Annotated in this window: 2 pseudogenes; one reads left to right on the forward strand and one right to left on the reverse strand. The window is 67.5% G+C overall.

What is annotated here, in order from left to right:
• Positions 1 to 419 (forward strand): annotated as a pseudogene (locus DNK89_RS23250) (transcriptional regulator); the annotation flags it as partial.
• Between the two features lie 466 nt (positions 420 to 885).
• On the opposite strand, the pseudogene DNK89_RS23255 reads toward DNK89_RS23250, so the two are convergent.
• Positions 886 to 993: pseudogene (locus tag DNK89_RS23255) on the reverse strand (organic hydroperoxide resistance protein); the annotation flags it as partial.

Raw genomic sequence — 993 nt, forward strand, 5'->3', positions numbered from 1 at the left:
CCTACGTGCTGGACCGGGCCTGGAACGTGCTGGCCTGTAATGAACCGCTGCGGGAACTGTTCGACGACTGGCCGACCCGGGATCCGGAGCCCAACCTGCTGCGCTACATCTTCCTGGACCCGGCGGCGCGCGAGCTGGTGGTGGATTGGGAGCAGCGGGCGCGGCGCGTGGTGGCCGAGTTCCGGGCGGATGCGGGCGCGCATCTGGATGAGCCGGCGGTGCTGGCGCTGATCGACGCCCTGAACCGGCAGAGTGCCGTATTCGCGCATTGGTGGAACCGGCACGCGGTGGTCGAGCGCGAGGGCGGCCTGCGTGAATTCGCGCATCCGCGGCGGGGGCGGATGGCGTTTCAGCAGATTACCTTCCGCCTGGCGACTCACCTGGATCTGAAGCTGGTGATGTTGCTGGGGGATGAGTGACGGGTGGGTTCTTGAGGCGCGAGTGACGGGGCAGGCGGGGGATGGCGGGGCTACGATTGCGGTCCGGAGCCTTCGCTCCGGACTGCCCCGTCGTCATCCTCGTCCTCGCCTTCGGCGACTCCTTCGGATTCCCTCGGGCGCATCTACACGCCCCGCCATCCTCCGCCTGCCCCGACACCCGCTCACGATGAGACTTAGTGACGGGCTCTGGGGCGAATGGGGTGCTTGGCATGCTATTGCCCATCAGGGGTGGGGAGAGGATCTTGCGGGGCCCGCCTCAAGCCGGCCGCGCGGGCGGCCTTTTGAGGCTTACGCGCTGGTTTTGCGTTGGCGGATGACGCTGAGCGCGGGTGACGGACGGCTTGGTGGGCCGCCTGTTCTTGGGAGTGGGGCGGATGAAAAAAGGCAGGATTGCGCGGTGGCGCAATCCTGCCTTTGCTTTTGGCGCGCGGGACGCGCGCTTTGCTTAGACGGTGATGGTCAGGGTGACGTCGATGTTGCCGCGGGTGGCGTTCGAGTAGGGGCAGACGATGTGGGCGGCGGCGACGAGCTTTTCGGCTTCGGCGCGGTCCAT

Source organism: Acidovorax sp. ST3 (assembly GCF_003231145.1).
Taxonomy (GTDB): domain Bacteria; phylum Pseudomonadota; class Gammaproteobacteria; order Burkholderiales; family Burkholderiaceae_C; genus Acidovorax.